Source organism: Mesorhizobium sp. CO1-1-8, from assembly GCF_020164875.1.
In the GTDB taxonomy this organism is placed as follows: domain Bacteria; phylum Pseudomonadota; class Alphaproteobacteria; order Rhizobiales; family Rhizobiaceae; genus Mesorhizobium.
In genome coordinates this window covers 1-14834 of record NZ_JAIUGZ010000005.1, presented here as the reverse complement: position 1 = coordinate 14834, position 14834 = coordinate 1, and the positions used below count along the sequence as shown (strand labels likewise).

The following is a 14834-nucleotide window of genomic DNA, read 5'->3' as shown; positions in this document are numbered from 1 at the left end:
TAGGGACATCGTTACCGCGGAGTTATCGAGAGCTTAAGCAAATCTAAATTTGCATTTTTTCCACCGAAGGAAACCGGAAAAACCCGCCAAATCCGTGGGTTACGCTGGGTTACCCCTGAGAAAATTAATTATGCCGGAGAAATCGACGCCGCCATGTCCCTGGGCGTTGAACAAGGCATAGAGCTGGGCTGCTTCGGCACCAAGCGGCGTTACAGCACCCGCACCTTGCGCGGCTTCCTGGGACAACCTCAGGTCTTTCAGCATCAGTGCTGCGGCAAATCCTGGGTTGTAGTCCCTGTTTGCGGGCGAAGTCGGCACCGGCCCGGGCACCGGGCAGTAGGTGGTCAAGGACCAGCACTGGCCGGAGGAGGTCGAGGCGACGTCGAACAGCGCCTGATGCGACAGCCCGAGTTTTTCGGCCAGAACGAAGGCTTCGGCGACACCGATCATCGAAATGCCGAGGATCATGTTGTTGCAGATCTTTGCCGCCTGGCCGGCGCCGTCGCCGCCGCAATGGACGATGCGGCCGGCCATCGGCTTCAGGATCGGCTCGCCAGCGACGAAGGCATCATCGGAGCCTCCCGCCATGAAGGTCAGCGTGCCGGCCGTAGCACCGCCGGTGCCGCCCGAGACGGGCGCATCGATGGACAGCAGGCCGTGCTTGGCGGCAATGGCATGCGCCTTGCGCGCCGATTCGACGTCGATGGTCGAGGAGTCGATGAACAGCGCGCCCTTTTTCGCCTTGTGCGCGATGTCCTCATAGACCGACAGCACATGCTTGCCCGCAGGCAGCATGGTGATCACCACGTCGGCATCCTTCACCGCGGCCGGCCCGTTGGCCATGATGACGACGCCGTGTTCGCGCGCGACGGTCAAATTCTCGGGTACCAGGTCGAAGCCATGCACTTGGTGCCCAGCCTTGACCAGATTGGCGGCCATTGGATTGCCCATGTTGCCGAGACCGATGAAGGCGATGGTGGTCATTGTCTCTCTCCGAATTTTGGTGATCTCAACGGCCAATCAGCGCGCGAGCAATGATGACGCGCATGATCTCGTTGGTGCCTTCGAGGATCTGGTGCACCCGCAGGTCCCGCACCAGTTTCTCGATGCCGTAGTCGTGCAGGTAGCCGTAGCCGCCGAGCAGTTGCAGCGCATCGTTGGCGACATTGAAGCCGGTGTCGGTGACGAAGCGCTTGGCCATCGCCGACCATTTGCCGGCATCCGGCGCCTTGCGGTCGAGTTTCGAGGCGGCGGCATAAAGGAAGATACGCGCTGCCTGCAGCTCGGTCTCCATGTCGGCCAGCCTGAATTGCAAAGCCTGGAACTGGTTGATCTTCGAGCCGAAGGCCTTGCGCTCGGCGGTGTAGGAAAGTGCCTTGTCGAGTGCTGACTGCGCGCCGCCCAGCGAACAGGCTGATATGTTGAGCCGGCCGCCGTCTAGACCGGCCATGGCAATGCCGAAGCCGGTGCCTTCGCCGGACAAAAGGTTTTCCGCCGGTACCTTGCAATCCTCGAAAATGACCTGGCGGGTCGACTGCATGTGCCAGCCCATCTTGTGCTCGTTGGCGCCGAAGGAGAGGCCTGGCGCATCTCTGGGCACGACGATGGTGGAAATGCCTTTCGGTCCGTCGGCACCGGTGCGCACCATGACGGCATAGACATCGCTGTCGCCGGCACCGGAGATGAACTGCTTGGTGCCGTTGAGGACATAGTCGTCGCCGCTCTTCACCGCACGGGTCTTGAGCGCCGCGGCGTCGGAGCCGGAGCCGGGTTCGGTCAGGCAGTAGCTGGCCAGCCATTCCATCGAAGTGAGTTTCGGCAGGAAGCGCTGGCGCTGTTCGTCATTGCCGAAACGGTCGATCATCGAGGCCACCATGTTGTGGATCGAGATGAAGGACGAAAAGGCCGGATCGGCATGCGACAGAGCCTCGAAGATCAGCACGGCATCGAGCCGGCCAAGTGCCGAACCGCCGACATCGTCCCTGATATAGATGCCGCCGAGGCCGAGCGGCCCGGTCTCGCGGATCACGTCGGCCGGGAAATGCCTGTTGCGGTCCCAATCGAGTGCATTCGGCGCGACCCGGTCGGCGGCGAAGGCCTGCGCCATCTCCTGGATGGCGCGCTGTTCCTCGTTGAGTTCGAACTGGCTGGTGCTCGCATCGACCGCGGCGTCCATGGCGTGCTCCCTGATCTTCGACCTGCTGGCCTGTCGTTTTTGGCTTTGCGCGCGCACCAATCTAGACCAATGATGCCGCCGCGCAACCCGACCCTCTGCGGAGCGGCTGTGCACCAATGCATGTCCGGAGCAAGATGTGACGACAAAATTCGATGAACTGCTGGATCGGTTCCACGCATACCTTGCGTCCGTCGATCACGCCCTGGTGCGCGATGCCGTGGCGCGGATCGGCTGGGACATGCCGGCCCGTACGCTGGAGCCGCATCCGCTTGCCTGCCTGCGCCATCTTGGTTGCGCCGCCGAACTGGCGCCGCCGGATGCCAAGCCGCTGGTGCAACTGCTTGCCGAGCGTCGGAATGATTTCCGCTGGGGGCAGACGTATAGCGAGGCGGATTTCGGAAAAGAGTTCATCGACAATTACGGCTGGCTGGAAGTGTTCGGCACCCGAGGCCACTTCGCCGATGACGCGGTCGCCGCCGGCCTGCTGATCCTTGGGCCGGATATCGTCTATCCCGACCACCATCACGTTGCCGAGGAAATCTACATTCCGCTGACCGGCGGCACCGAATGGCGCATGGGCGAGAGCGGCTTTTGCATGCGCACGGCCGGCGAGGTCGTCCACCACGCGTCCAACGTCAATCACGCCATGCGCACGGGCAAGGAGCCATTGCTGGCACTGTACATCTGGCGCGGCGGGCCGCTGGCGCAGAAATCCGACATTACCGGAACCGCGGCGCAGGGCAGGGGCTGATGGCCAAAGCGATCATGCTGCAAGGCACGGGTTCCGACGTCGGCAAGACGGTGCTGGTCGCCGGCCTCTGCCGTGCGGCAAAGAAGCGTGGGTTGAAGGTGCGGCCGTTCAAGCCGCAGAACATGTCGAACAACGCCGCCGTTGCCGATATCCCCGGCGATAAAGCCGGCGGCGGCGAGATCGGCCGCGCGCAATGGCTGCAGGCGATCGCTTGCGGTGTCACGCCATCGGTCCACATGAACCCGGTGCTGCTGAAGCCGCAGACTGATGTCGGCGCGCAGGTCATCGTGCAGGGCAAAATGTTCGGCGAAGCGTGGGCGCGCGACTACCAGGCGATGAAGGGCCAGCTGATGGACGCCGTGCTGGACTCCTGGGGCAAGGTCGGCGAGGGCGTCGATCTCATCATCGTCGAGGGCGCCGGCTCGCCGGCCGAGATCAACCTGCGCAGCCGCGATATCGCCAATATGGGCTTTGCCACGCGCGCCGATGTGCCTGTGGTGCTGGTCGGCGACATCGATCGCGGCGGTGTCATCGCCTCGGTTGCCGGCACCCATCTGATCCTGCCGGAAGAGGACCGGCGCATGATCGTCGGCTACCTCATCAACAAGTTCCGCGGCGATGTTTCGCTGTTCGACGACGGCCTGAAGTCGATCGAGACATTTACGGGATGGCGCTGTTTTGGAATCGTACCGTGGCTGAAGGCAGCAGGGCGGTTGCCTTCAGAGGATTCGGTGGTGCTGGAACGGCTGGCGTCCGGCGAAGCGCGCGCGCTGAAGGTCGCCGTGCCGGTGCTTGGCCGTATCGCCAATTTCGACGATCTCGACCCGCTCAAGGCCGAGCCGCAGGTCGAGGTGGTGTTCGTGCCGCCGGGAAAACCGCTGCCCGCCGATGCCGGTCTGGTGGTCATTCCAGGCTCGAAGTCGACCATCGGCGATCTTCTGAAGTTCCGCGAGAACGGCTGGGATCGCGACCTGCTCGCGCACCGCGAGCGCGGCGGCCATGTCGTCGGCATCTGCGGCGGCTTCCAGATGCTCGGCCGTATGGTGCGCGATCCCGACGGCATCGAAGGCAGCGTCACCGAAGCCGAAGGGCTCGGCCTGCTCGACGTCGAAACGGTGATGGAACCGGAAAAGACGGTGCGCAATGTCAGCGCCCGTTCGGTACAATACGACCTGCCGCTCGAAGGCTACGAAATCCATCTCGGCCGCACCACAGGGCCGGATACACTGAGACCGTCGGCAATCATCAATGGCATCGAGGATGGGGCGGTGTCGGCCGACGGCAAGGTGTTGGGTACTTATATGCATGGCCTGTTTGGCGCCGACGGCTTTCGCGGGAAATTCCTCGAAAGCCTCGGCATCAAGAGCGGTGGCATCGATTACCGGGCCGAGGTCGAGCGGGCGCTGGACGAGGTCGCAGCCGAGTTGGAGACCCATCTCGACTGCGACGCGATCTTTGCACTGGCGCGGTAATTCCCGGCACAGGTTGGCTCAGGCCTTCTCGCCAACCTTCGGCCAGTAGGTGCCGAACGACCAGACGTTGCCTTCCGGGTCGCGGCAGATGAACTCGTGGCTGCCATAGTCGCGGTTGGTCAATTCCTGGATGATCGTGGCGCTGGCCTTCCTGGCCTTGGCATAGGCGGCATCCGCATCATCGACGGCAATGTAGATCGACTTGCCGCCGCCTGAGCCGGGTTCGCCGACCATCTTGCCGTAGTCGTCGTCGCGCACCGTGCCCAGCATGATCATCGAGGAGCCGAAGACCAGTTCGGCATGGTGCACGGCATCGCCTTCGCCATAGCGGGCACGAACGCTGAAGCCGAAGGCTTCGCCCAACCAGTCGATCATTTTTGCCGCTTTTTTGTAGCGCAAAGCAGGATAGAGGCGGGGCGCTTCAGTGGTGGTGGGCATGGGAACTCCTTCAATGGGGTTGGTCGATATCCCACGGTGATCGAAGGCCGTTCCAGGGTCTTGAAGAAATGTTACCTGACTGAAAGCGCGGTTGGCGTCTCGCCAGCGAGGTCGCGGAATTCGCGCACCAGATGCGCCTGGTCGGCATAGCCGCAATCGGCGGCTATATCCGCCCAGTCGGCGATCTGCTGCCTCGACAGGCCGAGCGCCCGGTTGAAGCGGACGATGCGCGACAGTGTCTTGGGGCCGATGCCGATGGCGTTGGAAAAACCGGCGGCGAGATGTTTGCGGCTCCAGCCCAGCCTTTCGCCGATTGATGCAATGCGGGTCCGGCCGCCGGATGTGATGATGCGGTCAAAGGCCCAGGCGATTTCGAGCGGCGTTTCCGCGGCGTTCTCGAGACGGGCGGTGACGAAGGCTTCGGCCATGTCGAAACGCGTCGTCCAATCCGGCGCATTACCCAGCCGTTCACGCAGCGCCAAGCCTTGCGCGCCAAGCACGTCGTCGAGGACGACCATGCTGTCTGTCAGTTCGCTCATCGGCAGGCGGAAGAAACGGCGTGCTCCAAGCGGCGTGAAGTTGACCTGGACGCAGCAGGCGCCGCCGAAGGATTCGATCACCACCGGTCCGGCAAAGAGGCCGGCGGCGAAACTGGCGAAGCGGTCATTGTCGCCGGGCGCCTTGCCGAGGCCGATGGCGAAGGGTTCGGCGAAGCTGATGACCAGCGGTACGGTGAGCGACGCGTATTCGATGTTGCGCATATGGCCGGGCGCCATTTCGCGATAGCCGCAAATGTCTGACACAATGCGCTGAAGTCGAGGATCGGGCAGGCGCCGGCGCATCTCGAACCGCCCGGCGACGGATCGATCCTGCTCTTGCTGGGGTTGCATCTCGATGGGCATCGGCCATCCTTGCGCCAAGTCAAATCTAGCAGACCCGGGGCTGGAATCAAAAGCGCCCGGCTTTTGGCCGGGCGCTCCTCGTCCCCACTTCAAGGGAAATGGTCAGGCGCCGCGCATCAAGCAGCCGCCGGCAAGCACGATGAAAGCAATAAGAACAATCCACACCGATGCGAGTGGAATGAATGAGAGAACACCAAGCGCGGCGAGGACGCCGATGATGGCGATAACAACGGAAATGATAAAAACGATCTGCGTAGGTGCGCTAAGATTCATGTGTGGCTCCTCCAACATGATTCGAACAGCAGCATTCTATCAGGGCACGTGATCACACACCAATCAGGGCCCGCAGCGGGTTCGCCGGGTCGGCCAGCAGCTTCACAGCAAGCGCCAGGCACACGATCACCAGCAGCGGCTTGATCAGTTTTGCGCCGATGCGCATGGCCAGGCTGGCGCCGACGCGGGCGCCGACGAACTGGGCGACGCCCATCATCAGGCCGATCTTCCAGTAGACGACGCCGAAGGCCGCGAAGACGATGAAGCCGCCGATGTTGGAAGCGAAGTTGAGCAGCTTGGTATGCGCCGTCGCCTTGAGCACGCCGTAGCCGGCAAGCGCCACGAAGGCCAGCATGTAGAAGGAGCCTGCGCCCGGTCCAAACAGGCCATCGTAGAAGCCGATGGCGGGCACCAGGGTCAGTCCGAACAGGAACGGCGATAGCCGCTCGGCGCGATCGACATCGTTCATGTTGGGCTTGAACGCGAAATAGAGCGCGATGGCAATCAGCACGATGGGCAGGGCAGCCCGCAGAATGTCACCCGGCACGATCGTCGCCAGCAAGGCGCCGATCGCGCTTCCGACAAGGGCCAGAAGCGCCGCCGACAATTGCCGGCGGAGGTCGACATGACCCTTCGATGCATAGTGGATGGTCGCCGAGCCCGAGCCGAACATGCCTTGCAATTTGTTGGTGGCGAGCGCCTGGACCGGCGTGAAGCCGGCAAGCAGCAGCGCCGGCACCGTGATCAGGCCGCCGCCGCCGGCGATCGAATCGACAAAGCCCGCGGCAAAGGCGGCGAAAGCGAGCATGGCGACGGTCTGGATGCTAAGGTCGATCATCTGATGTATGGAGGGGTCCGGCCGGCTGAGATAACGGGCGTTCGACCACGGCCGCCCTGTTTGCGCAAGATCGATTCCGCGCTACCTCTATCCAGGCGCATGGCGCTTGGATTTGTGTTTGTGTGTGGTTAACCCGGAAAGAGGCTCCTGATGGCATTCGCATTGCTGGACCAGATACGTCAGATCTTCGACGGCGACCCGGGCGTGCGCAAGGTGGCGGACGATCCGGTCCTGTCGGCGGAACTGCTGATGCTGTTTCGCATGATCCTGGCCGACGGGTCGGTCAGCGAGAGCGAGATGATCGCCTTCCGGCGCATCTGCAAGGACGCCTTCGGCATTCAGGAAAGCAGCATCGACAGCGTCATCGAATATCTCAATGAGTTCGGCTACGAGACCAATGGCTCGCAGGCCATCGCGCTGTTTCGCGATCTCGACGTCGAACGGCGCAAGCAATTGGCCCAACATATGGCGGAGATCGCCAAGGCGGATTCGCAATTGGCCGAGAGCGAGATCCGCCTGCTGCGCCGCACGCTCGACCTGCTCGATATCAGCCCGGTCGATGTGGTGAAGCCGCAGGAGTGATTGGGCGCCGTCTCTCCTGATCAGCCTTGCTCTCGCAGCCGCTTCGCGATCGCCCGGTGCAAGTCAGGGGCGGCGGTGACAAGCGCCTTGGCAGGCTCGGACTGCGGGTGATCGAGCACCTCGCTCGTCTTGCCGCGCTCGACGATCTTGCCGTCATGCATGACCAGCACCTCGTCCGTGATGGCGCGGGCCACGGTCAGGTCGTGGGTGATGAAGAGATAGGCGATGCCGAGCTTCTGGTTGAGCTCGGCGAACAAATCGAGGATTTGGGCGCGGATCGAGACGTCGAGCGCCGAGACCGGCTCGTCGGCGACGACGAGTTTCGGGCGGGTGATGATGGCGCGGGCGATCGACAGGCGCTGGCGCTGGCCGCCGGAAAATTCGTGCGGATATTTGTCCATGTCGCTGATGCCGAGGCCGACTTCGTGCAGGGCATGCGCCACCATCTCGCGGCGCTCGGCGCGTGTCGGCTTTTTCTCCAGCACATGCAGAGGTTCGGCGACCAGTTTCTCGACCTTCTGGCGCGGGTCGAAGGAGCCGTAGGGATCTTGAAAAACGACCTGCATGTCACGTCGCGCCGGCTTCAGCTCGGCTTCGGTCTTGCCGGTGATGGTCTCGCCGCGAAAGCGGATCGAGCCCGATGTCGGCCGATCCAGCGCCAGGATCATGCGGGCGAGCGTTGACTTGCCGCAACCGGAGCGGCCGACCAGCGCCACGGATTGACCCGGCGCCATCGACAGCGAGACATCGTCGACGGCGCGGATACCAGGCGCGCGCTTGAACAGCGAGGTGCGCCGGCCGGGATAGTCGCGGGTCACGCCCTCGACCTGGAGCAAAGGGCGGCCCGTCTCGATGCCATGCGGCCTGGCGCGCGCCGGCACATGCATCGATGCTTGCGCCAATTGGCGCGTGTAGGGGTGGAGCTGTTCGGATAGCGTGCGCGCCGTGTCGCCGGCCTCCATGACCTCGCCGCGGCGCAGGATGGTGATGCGGTCGGCCATCTCGGTCACCACGGCGAGGTCGTGCGAGATCAGGAGCAGACCCATGCGGCTTTCGGCGACGAGGTCGCGCAGGAGGTCGAGGATCTGTGCCTGCAGCACCACGTCGAGCGCCGTCGTCGGTTCGTCGGCGATCAGCAGCTTCGGCTTCAGCGCGCAGGCGATGGCAATGACGACGCGCTGGCGCTGGCCGCCTGACAGTTCGTGCGGGTAGCGCGACATCGGGAATTTCGCTTCGGGCAGTCCGACGCGGTCGAGCATCTTTCGCGCCCGGTCTTCTGCCTCGGCGCGGTTGGCCTTGGTGTGCCAGCGAATGCCTTCGGCAACCTGTTCGCCGATGGTCTTGACCGGATTGAGCGCCGTCATCGGCTCCTGGAACACCATGCCGATGTCGTCGCCCCGCAGCGCGCACATCTGGTCCTCGGTTGCCGCGAGGATGTCGATGCCGTCGAATGTGACGCATCCGGTGGCGCGAGCGGCATGGGGCAGAAGCTGCATCACCGTCAGCGCGGTCATCGATTTGCCGGAACCGGATTCGCCGACCAGCCCCATCACCTCACCGGGCGCGACGGAAAGCTCCATACCCTTGAGGATCTGCGTGTCGCCGATGGTCAGCGACAGGTTCTCGATGTCGAGCAGGCTCATCGCTGCCGCCGCGATTTCGGGTCGAGGATGTCGGCGATGCCGTCGCCCAGGAGGTTCAGCCCCAGCACGGCGACAACGATGGCGATGCCCGGAAAGATCGCCATCCATGGTGCCACCACCATGCGGGTCTGGGCGTCGAACAGCATGCGGCCCCAGCTCGGCATTGGCGGTTGCGCACCCAGGCCCAGATAGGAAAGCCCGGCCTCGGCCAGGATGCCCAGAGCGAACTGGATGGTGCCTTGCACCAGAAGCAACGTGGCGATGTTGGGCAGCACATGTTCGATTGTGATCTGCGTGCTGCTCTTGCCGGCGGCGCGCGCAGCAAGAATGAACTCGCGCGGCCAGATCGCCAGGGCGCCGGCTCGGGCGACGCGCGCAAAGACCGGAATGTTGAAGATGCCGATGGCGATGATGGCGTTGACGGCACCCGGCCCGAAGATGGCGGTGATCATGATCGCCGACAGCAAAGCCGGGAAGGCGAAGACGAGATCGTTCAGCCGCATCAGCGCTTCGTCGACGAGGCCGCCGCGTGCCGCTGCAAAGGCGCCGAGCGGCACGCCGACGCCCATGCCAATGCCGACCGCGACCAGCGCAACGGCAATCGAATTGCGGGCGCCGATCATGACCATCGACAGGATGTCGCGGCCGAAATGGTCGGTGCCGAACCAGTGCGCGAGCGCGGGTGCCTGAGTCTTGTCCGATATCACCAGCTTTGTGACGTCGTAGGGCGTCCAAACATAAGAGACTACAGCCATTGCCAGGATCAGCAGGGTGATGATGAAACCGGCAACGAAGGCGGTATTCCTGAACGCCTTGGCCAGGATGCTGCCGAACGTCTCTTCTGACATGTCGATGTGCAGCGTCATTGCCGGCTTCTCAGGCGCGGATCGACGACCGCATAGGAAAGATCGACGAGAAGATTGACCGCGGTGACGGCGGCAACAAGCAGCATGACGACGCTTTCGACGACGATCAGGTCGCGCTGGGTGATGGCCTGGAACACCAGCCGGCCGAGGCCGGGCAGGTAAAAGACATTCTCGATGATGATGGTGCCGGCAAGCAGGAAGGCGAATTGCAGCCCAAGGATGGTCAGCACCGGGATCATGGCGTTGCGCAGTGCATGCCGCCATAAGACTGCGCGGTAGGGCAGGCCTTTGGCGCGGGCCGTGCGGATATAGTCTTCGTTCAGCACCTCGATCAGCGCCGAGCGGGTGACGCGCGCCAGGATCGCGGTTTGCGGCAAGGCAAGCGCCACTGCCGGCAGCAGCAGCGATTTCAAGGCTGGCCAGACGCCGGCACCCCAACCGGGAAAGCCGCCGGCAGGAACCAGCCGCAGCCAGACGGCGAAGACATAGATCAGCATCAGCGCGAACCAGAAATTCGGCACGGCGACGCCAAGCTGTGCGGCGCCCATGGAAATCGTATCACCGGCCCGTCCACGCCGGCTGGCGGAAAACAGGCCGACCGGAATCGCGATGATGGTGGAGAGCGCAAGCGCAATCAGCGCCAGCGGCAGCGAGACGGCAAGCCGCTCGTGCACCAGATCGATGACCGGCACCGAATAGGTGTAGGAGCGGCCGAAATCGAGGCTGAGCAGGCCGCCGGCCCAGTGCAGGTAGCGCCAAGCCAGCGGCGCGTTGAGGCCCATCTGGTTGCGCAGCAATTCGACCTGGTCGGCACTGGCGTTCATGCCCAGCATCAGCCGCGCCGGGTCCCCGGGCAGGATCTCCAGCACGGCGAACACCACCATTGAAGCCAGCACCAGCGTGGCGACAGCGATGGCGAGGCGTTTTAGGAGGTAGGCGGTCATGGAAGGTGGGGGACGGCTGCGTTGCCGGGGGCAGACAACAGGTGACGGTGTCGTTCTGTGGCGCCCCCCTCTGTCCTGCCGGACATCTCCCCAAGGGAGGAGCTTGGCAGTTTCTGTGTCGTCGACCAGCGTTCGACGTCGGCGTTTGGCGAAAGCATAAAGGAGGGTGCAATCTCCCTCCTTGCGGGGGAGATGCCCGGCAGGGCAGAGGGGGGTGTGACGGAGCGCAAGTTCCGCCAGGCAGCCTGAGTCCTCACTCGCTCCACTTCACCTTAGTCAGGTCGTTGGCCTGGATCGGAGCATTTTCCCATAACCCTTGCAGCTTGGCGTCCCAGACGCCGACCTTCGGCAGTTCGTAGAGAAAGCCGACCACGGCATCGTCCGCCAGGATCTTCTGCGCTTGCCCCAGCAATTCCTTGCGCTTGGCCTCGTCGGAGGTGACGCCGAGATCGGCAATCACCTTGTCGAAGGCCGGGTTGTCGTAGTTGAAGTAATAATCCTTGCGCGAATAGATATCGATGTCGTTGGGCTCGGTGTGGGAGACGATCGTCAGGTCGTAATCCTTCTTGGTGAACACCTGGTCCAGCCACTGCGCCCATTCGACCGGAATGATTTCCAGATCGATGCCGACGTCGCGAAGCTGCGAAGCGATGATCTCGCCGCCAAGCCGTGCATAGGCAGGCGGCGGCAGTTTCAGCGTCGCCTTGAAGCCGTTTTCGAGGCCTGCTTCCTTCAGCAATTCCTTTGCCTTGGCGACATCATGCGGGTAGCGGCCGGTGAGGTCGACATAGTCCTTGCTGGCTGGCGACATATGCGAGCCGATCGGCTGACCGAGGCCGGCCGAGGCGCCGTCGATGATCGCCTTGCGGTCGAGGGCGTAGGAGATCGCCTGCCTCACCTGCAGCTTATCGAAAGGCGGCTTCTTGTTGTTGATCGACAGGATGGTCTCACCCTCGGTCGCGCCGATCACCACCTTGAAGCGCGGGTCGTCCTTGACCTGGGCGACGCTGTCGGCATCGAAGAACGGGAAAGCCTGGATGTCGCCGGAGAGCAATGCCGGCACATAGGCCGCGGCATCCGGCACGATGCGAAACTCGGCCTTGTCGAGGGACGCCGGTGTGCCCCAGTAAGTGTCCGATTTGACCAGGGTAATCGACGATCCCTTGGCCCAGCTCTGGAATTTGAACGGGCCGGTGCCGATCGGTTTGTCCTTGTTGGTGTCGGCCGATTCCGGCGCCACGATCACCGCGTCGCCCCAGCCCATATTGTAGAGGAAGGAGCCTTGCGGATTCTTCAGCGTGACCTTGACGGTCGCCGGATCGACGACGTCGACCTTGTCGATGGCGGCGAACAGGCCCTTTTGCGCGTTGACCGAATTGTCGGCGCGGGCACGATCGAGTGAGAATTTCACGTCGCTGGCGTCGAAGTCGGTACCGTCGTGGAATTTCACGCCGGTGTGCAGCTTGAAAGTGTAGACCTTGCCGTCATCGGAAATGGTCCAGCTTTCAGCCAGATCCGGCAGCACCTCGCCATTCGGCCCGATGCGCGTCAGGCCTTCGAACACGTTGGCGTAGAGAACCTCGTCGATCGCCGCGGCGGCACCGGCGGTCGGATCGAGATGCGGGGGTTCGAGGGGAATGCCGATGACCAGGTCGGTCCGGGCGGCAAACGCAGAGGTGCCGGCGGCCAGCGACAGCACCGCGGCCGCCAGAATGGTTTTCCACAATTTCATCGTACAACTCCCATGCGTTCAGACACGTGCTCGAACCCGGGTGATAGAAGCGTGATTTCGCCACGGAGTAAATTGCGTTTCGTTCTGCCCGTCGGCGTGTCCGGGAATGTTTTTGTCCTGGCGACCGCATCGGCAGGTCCAAGCTTGTCGTGGTGCGCACCTTATCCCGTGGCTGTGCCGCGCAGCAGCACGTTGAGCCCTATCGCCATCACCTTGGCCGATTCCACCATGTCCGATATGCCGACCCATTCGTCCGGCCGGTGGGCGAGGTCGAGAATGCCCGGCCCATAAGCGATGCAATCATAGATATGGCCAATGCGGGCTATGTGCTTCTGGTCGTAGGTGCCGGGCGAAATGACATAGTCGGGTTCGCGGTCGAAGATCGCCATGATGCCTTGCGCAACCGCCTTGACCACCGGGGCGTCGCGCTCGGTCATCAGCGGCAAGACTTCCATCAGGTCGCGTATTTCGTAGTCGAATTTTGTCCGCTCGCGCTTCAGCCGATCGAGAATACCGGTCACTTCGCCTTTGACGGTGTCGAGATCTTCCTCGAGGAGGAAGCGACGGTCGATAGTCAGCCGGCAGGAATCGGGTACGTTGGGCGAGGGCAGGCCGGGGCGGAAATCCTCGGTCTGGCCGCCGTGGATCGAATTGATGTTCATGGTCGAGCGTTTTGCCCCTTCGGGCACGACCGGCATGCGCGTCATCTTGCGGTCGAGTGCGGGGAACAGTTCGTCCTCGAAAGCCCGCAGCACGGCGCCCATATGGCGCACCGCATTGTCGCCGAGAAACGGCATCGAGCCGTGCGCGATCTCGCCCTTGGTCTCGATCTCCGCCCACCAGACGCCACGATGACCGAGGCAGATGCGGTCCTTGTTCAGTGGCTCGGGAATGATGACATGGTCGACCCTGGGTTTTGAGAAATAGCCAAGCCTGGCCAAATGGGCGACGCCGCCGAAGCCGCCGGACTCTTCGTCGACGGTACCGGATATTTCGATGGCGCCCGGAAAATCGGGGAAGACTTCCAGGAAGGCTTCGGCGGCGATGATCGAGGCGGCAAGACCGCCCTTCATGTCGCAGGCGCCGCGGCCATAGACCTTGCCGTCCTTGACGATGCCGGCGAAGGGATCGACGGTCCAGCCGTCGCCGGCTTCGACGACGTCGATATGCGAGTTGAAGTGGACGCAGGCGCCTGATGATCTCCCGTCGAAACGGGCAACGACATTGACGCGCGGGTAGCGGTCGGTGTCGCCGGGCGTGCCTTCGGCGCGGATGAACTCGGTCTCGAAACCGCTCTTCTTCAGCCGCGCGCCGAGATATTCGGCGCATGGCCTATAGGCCTCGCCAGGTGGATTGATGGTCGGAAAACGGATCAGCTCGGCGGTCAGCGCGACGACATCGTCGCGCCTGTCATCGATTGCCTGGAGGAGTCGCTGGTTCATGCGCAGAGTTGAGCAGCGATCTCAGCGGTTTTGCAAGCCCGCAGGCGATCAAGCCGGTGCGGCGTGTCGTGGCGGCAACTATTGCGGCAAATCGTTCAAATTAGCTGCTTTGGATTGGCGAATTGGTCAAGGTGTGTGTGTTAGCCCGTGCATCTGCCATTAAAAAGATGAAAAACAATTTGAAGGCAGGCAGGTTAGGGCAATCAAAGGGGTTTGATCGCATGAAAAAGACAGTTCTCATGGCAGCCATGTTTGTTGCGATGCTGTTCGGTGCTTCGGGGCAGGGCTGGGCAGCCAGCCTCGTTGCAAATATTGACGTGTCATCGCAGACGATGACCGTCAGATATGGCGCGTCGGTTTACCGGTGGAGTGTCTCCACCGCCCGCAAAGGCTATATTACGCCGCGCGGCAGCTATCGGCCGCAACGGACGGCGCGGATGTGGTATTCGCGCAAATACGACATGTCGCCAATGCCTCATTCGGTGTTCTTCCGCGGCGGCTATGCCATTCACGGTACCGGCGCGGTGAGGCAGCTCGGGCGTCCGGCATCACATGGCTGTGTGCGCTTGCACCCGACCAACGCCGCTGCCTTCTATGCGATGGTTCGGCAAGCCGGTTTCGGCAACACGCGGATTGTCGTCACCAACTGAAGCCATTCGGGTTCACTGATGTTGGTATCACCCGCTGGCGCAGGGCTAATCTCCCCGCCAGCGGCTCGGCTTAAGCACTTGCGGCTGGAGCCGGCTTCGGGGGCCGCATTAGGGCCCCCCCCCGG

General features: G+C 62.9%; 15 protein-coding genes. 4 read left to right on the top strand and 11 right to left on the bottom strand.

From position 1 onward, the window contains the following. Positions 1 to 99: 99 nt before the first annotated feature. Both mmsB and LB558_RS11635 read right to left on the bottom strand, forming a co-directional pair. Positions 100 to 984, bottom strand: a complete 885-nt coding sequence (gene mmsB, locus LB558_RS11640; RefSeq protein ID WP_224697693.1) for a 3-hydroxyisobutyrate dehydrogenase — start codon at positions 982 to 984, stop codon at positions 100 to 102. Positions 985 to 1009: 25 nt separating this feature from the next. After that, positions 1010 to 2176, bottom strand: a complete 1167-nt coding sequence (locus tag LB558_RS11635; protein ID WP_224697692.1) for an isobutyryl-CoA dehydrogenase — start codon at positions 2174 to 2176, stop codon at positions 1010 to 1012. A gap of 136 nt (positions 2177 to 2312) precedes the next feature. Between LB558_RS11635 and LB558_RS11630 the strand changes: the two genes are divergently transcribed. Together LB558_RS11630 and LB558_RS11625 are read left to right on the top strand one after the other, a co-directional pair. Continuing rightward, on the top strand, positions 2313 to 2927 hold the full coding sequence (locus LB558_RS11630; protein WP_224697691.1) for a dimethylsulfonioproprionate lyase family protein: 615 nt from the start codon (positions 2313 to 2315) through the stop codon (positions 2925 to 2927). Continuing rightward, positions 2927 to 4399 carry a cobyric acid synthase gene (locus tag LB558_RS11625; protein ID WP_224697690.1) on the top strand — a complete coding sequence of 491 codons (1473 nt, stop codon included), beginning with the start codon at positions 2927 to 2929 and terminating at the stop codon, positions 4397 to 4399. The genes LB558_RS11630 and LB558_RS11625 overlap by 1 nt, the downstream gene beginning before the upstream one ends. Before the next feature lie 18 nt (positions 4400 to 4417). Here LB558_RS11625 and LB558_RS11620 read toward each other — a convergent pair whose 3' ends face one another. The 4 genes from LB558_RS11620 to LB558_RS11605 form a co-directional block, all read right to left on the bottom strand. Continuing rightward, positions 4418 to 4837 (bottom strand): VOC family protein, encoded by a 420-nt coding sequence (locus tag LB558_RS11620; RefSeq protein ID WP_224697689.1) that lies wholly within the window; start codon positions 4835 to 4837, stop codon positions 4418 to 4420. A gap of 71 nt (positions 4838 to 4908) precedes the next feature. Beyond that, positions 4909 to 5739, bottom strand: a complete 831-nt coding sequence (locus LB558_RS11615) for a helix-turn-helix domain-containing protein (RefSeq protein WP_224697688.1) — start codon at positions 5737 to 5739, stop codon at positions 4909 to 4911. A gap of 102 nt (positions 5740 to 5841) precedes the next feature. Continuing rightward, positions 5842 to 6012: a hypothetical protein gene (locus LB558_RS11610; protein WP_013531212.1), complete on the bottom strand. Its 171-nt coding sequence runs from the start codon at positions 6010 to 6012 to the stop codon at positions 5842 to 5844. 52 nt (positions 6013 to 6064) lie between these two features. After that, a complete protein-coding gene (locus tag LB558_RS11605) occupies positions 6065 to 6850 on the bottom strand; it encodes a TSUP family transporter (RefSeq protein ID WP_224697687.1) in 786 nt (261 codons plus the stop codon). 150 nt (positions 6851 to 7000) lie between these two features. Here LB558_RS11605 and LB558_RS11600 point away from each other — a divergent pair, with 150 nt between their 5' ends. Beyond that, positions 7001 to 7432 carry a TerB family tellurite resistance protein gene (locus LB558_RS11600; RefSeq protein ID WP_224697686.1) on the top strand — a complete coding sequence of 144 codons (432 nt, stop codon included), beginning with the start codon at positions 7001 to 7003 and terminating at the stop codon, positions 7430 to 7432. A gap of 20 nt (positions 7433 to 7452) precedes the next feature. On the opposite strand, the gene LB558_RS11595 is transcribed toward LB558_RS11600, so the two are convergent. From LB558_RS11595 to LB558_RS11575, 5 genes are all read right to left on the bottom strand, one after another. Next, a complete protein-coding gene (locus LB558_RS11595) occupies positions 7453 to 9075 on the bottom strand; it encodes an ABC transporter ATP-binding protein (protein WP_224697685.1) in 1623 nt (540 codons plus the stop codon). Next, positions 9072 to 9941 carry an ABC transporter permease gene (locus LB558_RS11590; protein WP_224697684.1) on the bottom strand — a complete coding sequence of 290 codons (870 nt, stop codon included), beginning with the start codon at positions 9939 to 9941 and terminating at the stop codon, positions 9072 to 9074. The genes LB558_RS11595 and LB558_RS11590 overlap by 4 nt, the downstream gene beginning before the upstream one ends. Next, positions 9938 to 10885: an ABC transporter permease gene (locus tag LB558_RS11585; protein ID WP_224697683.1), complete on the bottom strand. Its 948-nt coding sequence runs from the start codon at positions 10883 to 10885 to the stop codon at positions 9938 to 9940. Before LB558_RS11585 ends, LB558_RS11590 begins: the two co-directional genes overlap by 4 nt. 253 nt (positions 10886 to 11138) lie before the next feature. Continuing rightward, positions 11139 to 12617: an ABC transporter substrate-binding protein gene (locus tag LB558_RS11580; protein WP_224697682.1), complete on the bottom strand. Its 1479-nt coding sequence runs from the start codon at positions 12615 to 12617 to the stop codon at positions 11139 to 11141. A 161-nt stretch (positions 12618 to 12778) separates the two neighbouring features. Then, positions 12779 to 14059, bottom strand: a complete 1281-nt coding sequence (locus LB558_RS11575; RefSeq protein WP_224697681.1) for an acetylornithine deacetylase/succinyl-diaminopimelate desuccinylase family protein — start codon at positions 14057 to 14059, stop codon at positions 12779 to 12781. 221 nt (positions 14060 to 14280) lie between these two features. Between LB558_RS11575 and LB558_RS11570 the strand changes: the two genes are divergently transcribed. Beyond that, positions 14281 to 14709 (top strand): L,D-transpeptidase, encoded by a 429-nt coding sequence (locus LB558_RS11570; protein WP_224698025.1) that lies wholly within the window; start codon positions 14281 to 14283, stop codon positions 14707 to 14709. Positions 14710 to 14834: the final 125 nt, after the last annotated feature.

What these genes read in the sequence shown, in the direction of transcription:
- mmsB (WP_224697693.1), bottom strand. Translation starts at nt 984, where the DNA reads ATGACCACCATCGCCTTCATCGGTCTCGGCAACATGGGCAATCCAATG.
- LB558_RS11620 (WP_224697689.1), bottom strand. Translation starts at nt 4,837, where the DNA reads ATGCCCACCACCACTGAAGCGCCCCGCCTCTATCCTGCTTTGCGCTAC.
- LB558_RS11590 (WP_224697684.1), bottom strand. Translation starts at nt 9,941, where the DNA reads ATGACGCTGCACATCGACATGTCAGAAGAGACGTTCGGCAGCATCCTG.
- LB558_RS11585 (WP_224697683.1), bottom strand. Translation starts at nt 10,885, where the DNA reads ATGACCGCCTACCTCCTAAAACGCCTCGCCATCGCTGTCGCCACGCTG.
- LB558_RS11600 (WP_224697686.1), top strand. Translation starts at nt 7,001, where the DNA reads ATGGCATTCGCATTGCTGGACCAGATACGTCAGATCTTCGACGGCGAC.
- LB558_RS11595 (WP_224697685.1), bottom strand. Translation starts at nt 9,075, where the DNA reads ATGAGCCTGCTCGACATCGAGAACCTGTCGCTGACCATCGGCGACACG.
- LB558_RS11570 (WP_224698025.1), top strand. Translation starts at nt 14,281, where the DNA reads ATGAAAAAGACAGTTCTCATGGCAGCCATGTTTGTTGCGATGCTGTTC.
- LB558_RS11635 (WP_224697692.1), bottom strand. Translation starts at nt 2,176, where the DNA reads ATGGACGCCGCGGTCGATGCGAGCACCAGCCAGTTCGAACTCAACGAG.
- LB558_RS11605 (WP_224697687.1), bottom strand. Translation starts at nt 6,850, where the DNA reads ATGATCGACCTTAGCATCCAGACCGTCGCCATGCTCGCTTTCGCCGCC.
- LB558_RS11580 (WP_224697682.1), bottom strand. Translation starts at nt 12,617, where the DNA reads ATGAAATTGTGGAAAACCATTCTGGCGGCCGCGGTGCTGTCGCTGGCC.
- LB558_RS11615 (WP_224697688.1), bottom strand. Translation starts at nt 5,739, where the DNA reads ATGCCCATCGAGATGCAACCCCAGCAAGAGCAGGATCGATCCGTCGCC.
- LB558_RS11625 (WP_224697690.1), top strand. Translation starts at nt 2,927, where the DNA reads ATGGCCAAAGCGATCATGCTGCAAGGCACGGGTTCCGACGTCGGCAAG.
- LB558_RS11575 (WP_224697681.1), bottom strand. Translation starts at nt 14,059, where the DNA reads ATGAACCAGCGACTCCTCCAGGCAATCGATGACAGGCGCGACGATGTC.
- LB558_RS11610 (WP_013531212.1), bottom strand. Translation starts at nt 6,012, where the DNA reads ATGAATCTTAGCGCACCTACGCAGATCGTTTTTATCATTTCCGTTGTT.